The organism is Geminocystis sp. M7585_C2015_104, assembly GCA_015295805.1.
Lineage (GTDB): Bacteria > Cyanobacteriota > Cyanobacteriia > Cyanobacteriales > Cyanobacteriaceae > DVEF01.
The window spans coordinates 1-7,450 of record DVEF01000017.1 but is presented as its reverse complement, the minus strand read 5'-3'; the positions used below and the strand labels follow the sequence as shown (position 1 = coordinate 7,450).

At 49.8% G+C, this 7,450-nt stretch carries 5 protein-coding genes; all 5 read right to left on the bottom strand.

The features are described 5' to 3' along the window. A partial coding sequence (locus IGQ44_02070) for a hypothetical protein (protein ID HIK36765.1) occupies window positions 1–1,804 on the bottom strand: 1,804 nt, incomplete at its 3' end. 18 nt (window positions 1,805–1,822) lie between these two features. After that, on the bottom strand, window positions 1,823–3,316 hold the full coding sequence (locus IGQ44_02065; GenBank protein HIK36764.1) for a hypothetical protein: 1,494 nt from the start codon (window positions 3,314–3,316) through the stop codon (window positions 1,823–1,825). Between the two features lie 34 nt (window positions 3,317–3,350). Continuing rightward, the gene (locus IGQ44_02060) at window positions 3,351–3,839 is read right to left on the bottom strand and encodes a hypothetical protein (protein ID HIK36763.1); all 489 of its coding nucleotides are present in this window, start codon (window positions 3,837–3,839) and stop codon (window positions 3,351–3,353) included. A gap of 82 nt (window positions 3,840–3,921) precedes the next feature. Further along, window positions 3,922–5,826: a chloride channel protein gene (locus tag IGQ44_02055; protein HIK36762.1), complete on the bottom strand. Its 1,905-nt coding sequence runs from the start codon at window positions 5,824–5,826 to the stop codon at window positions 3,922–3,924. Window positions 5,827–5,967: 141 nt separating this feature from the next. After that, the gene (locus IGQ44_02050) at window positions 5,968–7,149 is read right to left on the bottom strand and encodes an RtcB family protein (GenBank protein HIK36761.1); all 1,182 of its coding nucleotides are present in this window, start codon (window positions 7,147–7,149) and stop codon (window positions 5,968–5,970) included. Between the last annotated feature and the right edge of the window lie 301 nt (window positions 7,150–7,450).

The following is a 7,450-nucleotide window of genomic DNA, read 5'->3' as shown; positions in this document are numbered from 1 at the left end:
GTGGCAGGGGCTGGTTGGCGGGGAGGAAGGTTTCTGGGATGAAGTTTTCGATGAGGGCGGGGATGCGGATAGCGGGGTTGCTGTCAGTGATGTTAAGTTGGAGGTTTTTGTTGATGTCCAGAGGGGTTTCGGGACTGTTTTCCCCTTTGACGTAAACAAATGTAAAGGAGGTGCCAAAGTCCACTCCCACTCGCCATGTGCCGCGGGGGGAGGAGGAGGGGGGGGTTGGCAGGAGAATTAAACCTATGTCCTGGTAGTAACTATTCTTGCACACCAGGTGGCTGGGGAAGGTCTCCAAAGAGTACACTTGGTAGAAACCCGTGTCTTCTATGTCCCGGAATTCTCGTAGTTGATCATGTTTGGGACAGAATACTCTGAAGGTTTGTTCACCATAGTCACCGTCGTAGTAGAACACGTAGTATTGCTTCCAGTTACTAGTGCGCAAATTGGGCCAAACAGTTAACACTGGGAGGTATTTGATGGCGTTTTCTTCCCGGAGGATGTATTCTTTTTGGTAGCGGCGGAGGGAGGGAGAGGCCTCCATGCCCGACAGAGGTAGGGTGAGGGTAACGCGTATGCCCTCTCCTTCTACACCCACAAAGGGCTCTAATTCAACACGGTTAGCCAGGTCTTCTGGGGTAAAATAGTCCAGGAGGATGGGATTGAGGGGGAGCAGAGGGGTGATTCTTTCCCCTAGGAAGGTGGGGGGGAAGGTCATTTTAGGCATTAGAGCCCCTGGTAGGGCGTTATCCAAGTCGATGAAGGTCAACTCTGGCAGGAATAACTCCTCGGGGGTTAGCCAGAGGACATCATCCCATCTGAGGACACCACTTCTCAACTCCTGGAGGTTGAGGGAGGCCAAAGTGCGATCGCGGTGTAGCCATATGGCGTGTTTTGGCACACCCCAGTAGTCTGCCAGATTTTCGTCGATAATCAAAAGAGGTTTGTTGGGGGATTTGATGGCACTGGGGATTACTCTCACATTGGAGGGTTTAGGAGGCACTCTGACAGGGCGGTTGAGGAGGACAAGGGCGCCCCTGTTGATGATTTCGCCGAAGAAGGCTTGGTTGTCGCTCAATTGTAGCGCTGGCAGAGAATTGCCGTTAGCCACCGCCAAATCGTTGCGGAAGTCTTCCAGTAGTCCTATGATGCACTCCCTTGCCCTTGTAGTTCCTTCGAATTCTAGGAGTCGGTTTTGGAGGTTTTCCAGCCATCGCCAGAGTATTTCTTTTAATTCGCTGTGGAGGTAGGGCTCAGGGCTTACCAGAAGGCCATTTTTGAACCAGCGTAGTCCAGTCCACTGTCCTTTTTCCGAGGGGCATACCAGGGTGGAGGGGCTAGTGATGCCTACTGGGTTTCCGCGCCACAGCCAGATGTATATCTCTTCCCAGGGGTTACGGTTTTCTCTAGTGTAGAGGACATTTACCGGTTCTGGTAGTAGTTGATAGAGGGCTAAGGCAAAGGGATGGGAGCGATTTTGAGATAGGTCTAGGAATTGAACTTTCAGGTCAAAGCCCTCCACCTCTGCCAGGGCGATAGCCGCCAGCATACCTCGCCATTGACCCACCATGGAACTGTGAAGGGGGTGCTGACGGTCCAACAGGGCCATTTCCACTGTCAGGGGCCTTGCCCACATGGTTGGCACGGAACTGACACCACTGAGTTGTTGCTGGCCAGGGGCTTGATAATCCAGGCTATCCGCCAGGTCTCTAAAAGCGGAGTCTTGGTATATTTCCCATACTCCCACTCTTCCCTTGGCTACGGTGGTATCTTGTTTCAGGCGGGGCAGTAGCAGGTCCGTCATTTCCTTCCTCCTCCGTAACTATATCTTGCAACAGGCATAAATAGCTTTAGCCAGACCCTGTGCCCCCTGGTTAGGGGTACCGAGACTGGAGAGGGGGAGTTCCCCTATGGCATTTTTGAGAGTAATGGGGTTATCTTTCTTGATTTGTTCTTTACCACGGGTATCATCCCAGAAAAGTTCAGAGATTCTTTCCGGTTGTAGGCTGTTGGGGGAGGCGAAGTGTTCTGTTTTGAATAAGCGGATATTCTCATATTCGCAGCGGTGTAGGGCTGCCAGCCAACGAAGGAAATCGTGACACCAGGCCCCAATGGCTTTTATTATCTCCTGTTGTTGATGGCTAGTGACATCTGGCAGGTTTTTGCGGATTTTTATACCCCACCATGTTCCTTGGAAGAATTTATCGAACCAGGGGTAGCCATCTAGGGCACTAATACCTAGGGTGGGGGCTGAGCGAAGTTGGGGGTGGAAGTCTGCTAGCCAGATGAAGGCAAAACGGACAGCATTGGTCATGAGGGCTTTAACTGTTTCCTTTTCCGGCAGGTCATCCCATATTATTTCCCCTGGCTTATTCCGGGCGATCATATACACTCCTGGCTGGGGGTTATGGCAGAAGAAGTGGCGGGCTGCCAGGGCGGCGTACAATTCCACAAAATGGGGGCGATTCACCTGGGATTCCTTCCCCACGCTAAACTCTCCCACCCTTTCAAGACTCTGGCTACCCAAAAGGTATTTGACATCAAACTGTGTTGCCTGTTCACGGTAGTAACGTAAGGCCGCCTCAGTGTTAAGGAGGAATAATTCGGGGGTGGCAAATACCTCATTGCCATTGCCTCCCTTTGGGAAACTAAAATAGGGGAGGCCAAAGATACAACCAATTTTGACCCTGTTGCGGGTGCCGTCTCTTTCCAGCTTTTTAGCGAGCAGACGGCCGATGGTGGGTAATCCCGATGCTCCTGTGCCCCCGAAAACCGAGCCGCACAGTAGTATTCTTGTATCTTCCCCCGCCCCTACATTTTGTTCCACTCCCCGGATAAAGGTGCGCCATGGTTCCTCTTCCAGTCTTTCCAAGTTCATCTGACTAATTATTCCTGCCCCTATGGCGGGATGTCCTCGGAAGCCCACTTCCAGATTTGCATTTCGTTCCTCTTCCGTGTATAATACGGAGAACAGATTGGCCAGAGGGGGGGATGTTTGTCTAAGGGTGTTGTAACCGAAGAGGGAGGCCAGTTTTTTTTCCATGTTGGCATTAGCCAGGGGTGACCAAACCCTATGGGATTCTATACTAGTTGTCATCCATGGTTTGTTCTTCTCTCTCTCTTGTATTGCCTCATAACAGCTCTTGTATATGTTGATCGTCCCCTGAGCCCTTTGGAGATTACCATTGGTTTCATCCGCATCGACAAAGAAAATACTCAATTTCTGGGCGGGGATGAGGCCGATGGAGGCCAGGTGGACCATTGCCTCTATAAACTTTGCTCCCGTACCGCCGATGCCTACTACATAAAAAGCCATCTTAACTTCCTCCAAGCTGGGTTTCTCTTAGGGTTTAATTTCTGCCCATCAGATGATTTACTATTTTCGCCATAGGTACGGTTTTCTTTTTCAACAGTCCCGGGGTGCTAGTGACGGTGGGGAGCCAATATAATACAATCACAGAATCGAGGAATAATAGTCCCATCAAGGATACAACCGTCTCCTGGATTAGATTCCCTGCCGCATCCCGGTTATTGAAGTACACCACCAGACTTACTGCTACCACCAACAGGAATAAACCAAGGTACCAAATCAGCTTTAATGTCCTACTTGGGGCCCCCTGGTTGTACAACAGAAGAAAATACCACCCTACTGTAAACAAAACAGAGACGCCAAAAACAATCCATGCCGCTACGTAGTATTTGCCAATCCATTCATTGAGGGGCATGCTTCTGAGAACCCCAAAGACTCTTTGCCTGTAAAGGAGGGGCTGCAGCCACATCATCAACAACAACCCCAGCAGGAAGAACATGGCAATTCTAATAATCTCGCCTGGTTTCATAGGACTGTTGTTTCCGTCGCCCGTATTCACTTATATTACTGCTTATATTTTTTCCTGGTTTGTGAAAATTTATTAAGTTCTATTAAGAGGGTTGATGGCCATTGGTGTTCTCGGGGAAAAAAGGAGCCAATTTGGCCTTAGTGATGGCCAGATCGTAGACCAAATTAATGTTATCCTGTTTCAGCAGTCCCAAAAGCTGATTGGGGTTTTGACGCTCTACCACTGGCAACTGACGTAAACCCCTAGTGGCCATGCGCTCGAGAGCTTCTCCCAGAGGCTCATCGGGGTAGGCATAGACTATTTCGGTAGTACATACTTCGGCCAGGGGTGTTTCCTGGGGGGTACCCGGTGAGGTAGTAGCAGTTTTTTCCCGGACAGTGGTAATACCCCTGTTAATGTCTTGAAGGGTAACGATGCCCACAAATCGTCGCTGCGAATCTAGCACAAAGGCGCTGTGACGTTGTTTTTCCACCATGATTTTTCCCGCCTCTAGAAGGGATAAATCGGCGGGTAATACCAGGAAATCCACCTCCATTGCCTTTTCTACGGGGAAGGAGTTTAGAATTTCATTGTTGCGGAGGGAAAGTGCCACCACCTGACCGTTGTTTTCCCCGTCTGTTTCCCTGGGCATGGGTAGATGGGCGGGCAATTGCAGTAGCTGTCTTAGCCAGTTGGCCAGCCAGACACTTAAACCCACAGCCGCCATTAGGGGGAGGATAATGCGATAGTCATGAGTCATCTCGAAAAGCATTAAAATGGCGGTGAGAGGGGCATTTACACTGCCGGCCAAGACTGCTGCCATTCCCACCATGGCGTAGGCGGGTGGTGCGGCGATGTGCTGGGCAAACATAGGTAAAATCACGGGGATTATTTTGCCATAGGCTGCCCCAAGAGAGGCCCCCAGAAACATTGCCGGCGCGAAGATTCCTCCCACTAGCCCACTGGCAAGACATAGCGGGGAGAGCAATAGTTTAGTCAATAGTAGGGCCAAAAGCAGCACAAGGGGTATATCCACATCGTACAAAATTGCTTCTACGGTTTCATAGCCTATACCCCAGATTTGGGGCAGTCGCAGGGCCACTATACCCACAAACAGTCCCCCCAGAGGTGGCCGCAGAAAAGGGGGGATTTTGGCCAACCAGTGGAAACCCGGTATTTCCCCCGCCACCAATTTGGGCAGCCAATGGAGTAGATAGGAGTAGGCTATGGCCACCACACAGGCACATAGGCCCAATCCCAGGTACAGGGGTAGTTCAAGGGGACTACGTACCTCATAGGCTGGCAGTCCAAAGGCCGGTTGATGCCCCAACCCCACCTGGGTTATCAGTGCCGAGACTACCGCGGACAATAATACTACACTAGCGGCTGAAGTCTCTAGTACTGTTCCTAGTACTACTTCTAAGGCAAAGAAGACACCCGCAATGGGGGCATTGAAACCAGCCGCCAAGCCTGCGGCGGCACCGGCACCCAGTAACAGCTGTTGTCTTTCCCTGGACATGTGTAAGGCTTGTCCTACCTTTATGGCCATATTGGCCCCTATTTCCACGCTAGGCCCTTCTGGCCCCAAAGAGGCGCCTGTGCCCAGGGATACGGCAGCCGCCACAGTTTTGGCAATTGCCCTGCTAGCCACCATGGGGTTGCCCATTTTCACCGCGGCTATTAGGGCGGATATAGGAGGGGAAAACTCTCGAAATACTAGACGGATAATACTAACTATTATCCCGCCGCACAGGGGGATCAATGCAAGGGTCCACCCCCCCCACACGGCAATTTTGTCCATTAACTCTTCTAGTAACAAATGCTCAATGAGGGCAATCAGATAGCGGAACAACAAAACCCCCACACCGGCACCACCCCCTATTGCTATTGCCAGTAGCAGAAGGAAGGTGTCTGCCGGTAGCCTACTAAAAAATCCTGTCAGGGGAGACTTGGAGACAGGGACAGAAGGGGAAAAGGGCGCCGTTTTTACTTTTAAAATAGAGAGCATAATGAGCTGGTGGAATGAGGGACACTCCCGTTTTGCACTAAAAATTACTGCAATAAAAATACAAAAAGGCTACTCGCTCGCCGCCGAACAACCTCCATATTCCAATGATAATAACTAACTGGAGCCCGTTGGGGGACTGTTCTATCCCTTTACACAAATTACCTGTTTAAGGGTAGCTACCACCTCCACTAGGTCTGTTTGTTGATTCATCACCTCATCAATGGGTTTATAGGCGCTGGGAATCTCGTCAATCACTCCCGCGTCTTTGCGGCATTCTATCCCCTGTGTCTGGGCAATTAAGTCTGCCACTTTGAAGCGTCTTTTGGCCTCGGCGCGGGACATTTGTCTGCCTGCGCCATGGCTGCAACTGCAGAAACTTTCCGGGTTGCCTTTACCCCTGACTATATACGATTTAGCACCCATTGACCCCGGTATTATACCATAATCTTCTTTTCTGGCTCTCACTGCTCCCTTTCTGGTTACATAAACCTCTTCGCCGAAGTGCACCTCTTTTTCCGCATAGTTGTGGTGACAGTTGACCACTAGCAGGGGTTGAAAGGGCTTGCCCCCTGCCAGGTGTTTTTCTACAATAGCCTTAAACCGATTCATCATCACCTCTCGGTTAAAACGGGCATAACTTTGAGCCCATTGTAAATCCCGCCAATATGCCTCAAACTCGGGAGTTTTGGCGACAAAATAGGCCAAATCCGGGTCTGGTAGTTTTATTCCTGCTAGTCTTGCTAATTCTTTTGCTGTTCTGATATGACATTCCGCCAGCTGGTTGCCAATATGACGGGAGCCTGAATGTAGCATCAGCCACACATAGTCTTCTGTATCCAGACATAACTCAATGAAGTGATTACCCCCTCCCAGAGATCCCACTTGTCTGAGGGCTTTTTTTTCTAAGTCTTGAACTCCAGGATGTAGGTACTTAAATTGCTTCCACAAGGGCCAAGAAAGTACCTCCTTTTCTACTTCCTTATTTTCGTCAAAACCCACAGGAATACTGGCCTCTATATCCTGACGAATTTTTTTGAGTTTACCTTCCAATTGTTCTGCCCGAAAAGGTGTTTTCATGGCGCACATGCCGCAGCCGATATCCACTCCCACTGCTGCTGGTATTATGGCGTCTTTTGTAGCAATTACCGACCCCACCAAAGCCCCTTTTCCCAGGTGTACATCTGGCATTAGTGATACGTGTTTAAACACGAATGGCAGGGAAGCAACATTTTTGGCCATTGCCAACTCCTCTGGCCCTAATTGGTGACTTGCCCATGACAGTATTGGAGTTTTGGTCTCCACGTTTAGTTTTTGATATGGCATTCCTTCCTCCTTCTTTTAATTTCTAACAGCCCGCTAAATTCACCCTATTCTCCTATTTTAGCGCTTTATTTCCCCTACTTTATTGTAGCGCATCGCCAAATTTATGTATACAAAATTCGGTTATATTTTAGTTAATTTAAATAGGTACATTTTCATTTATTCTCTAGGGAACAGCGGGGGGCAAAAGGGAGGCAGTAGGGCGATAGTTAGATGTTTATTATTATACCCTTGCTTCTGCTGGCCACAAGTAAATGGCAATAATGTACGGCGGCAGATGGTTGAAAAGTTTGCCCTGGTGTGG

Coding starts and splice junctions, on each gene's coding strand:
- IGQ44_02060 (HIK36763.1), bottom strand. CDS start 3,839: ATGAAACCAGGCGAGATTATTAGAATTGCCATGTTCTTCCTGCTGGGG.
- IGQ44_02055 (HIK36762.1), bottom strand. CDS start 5,826: ATGCTCTCTATTTTAAAAGTAAAAACGGCGCCCTTTTCCCCTTCTGTC.
- IGQ44_02065 (HIK36764.1), bottom strand. CDS start 3,316: ATGGCTTTTTATGTAGTAGGCATCGGCGGTACGGGAGCAAAGTTTATA.
- IGQ44_02050 (HIK36761.1), bottom strand. CDS start 7,149: ATGCCATATCAAAAACTAAACGTGGAGACCAAAACTCCAATACTGTCA.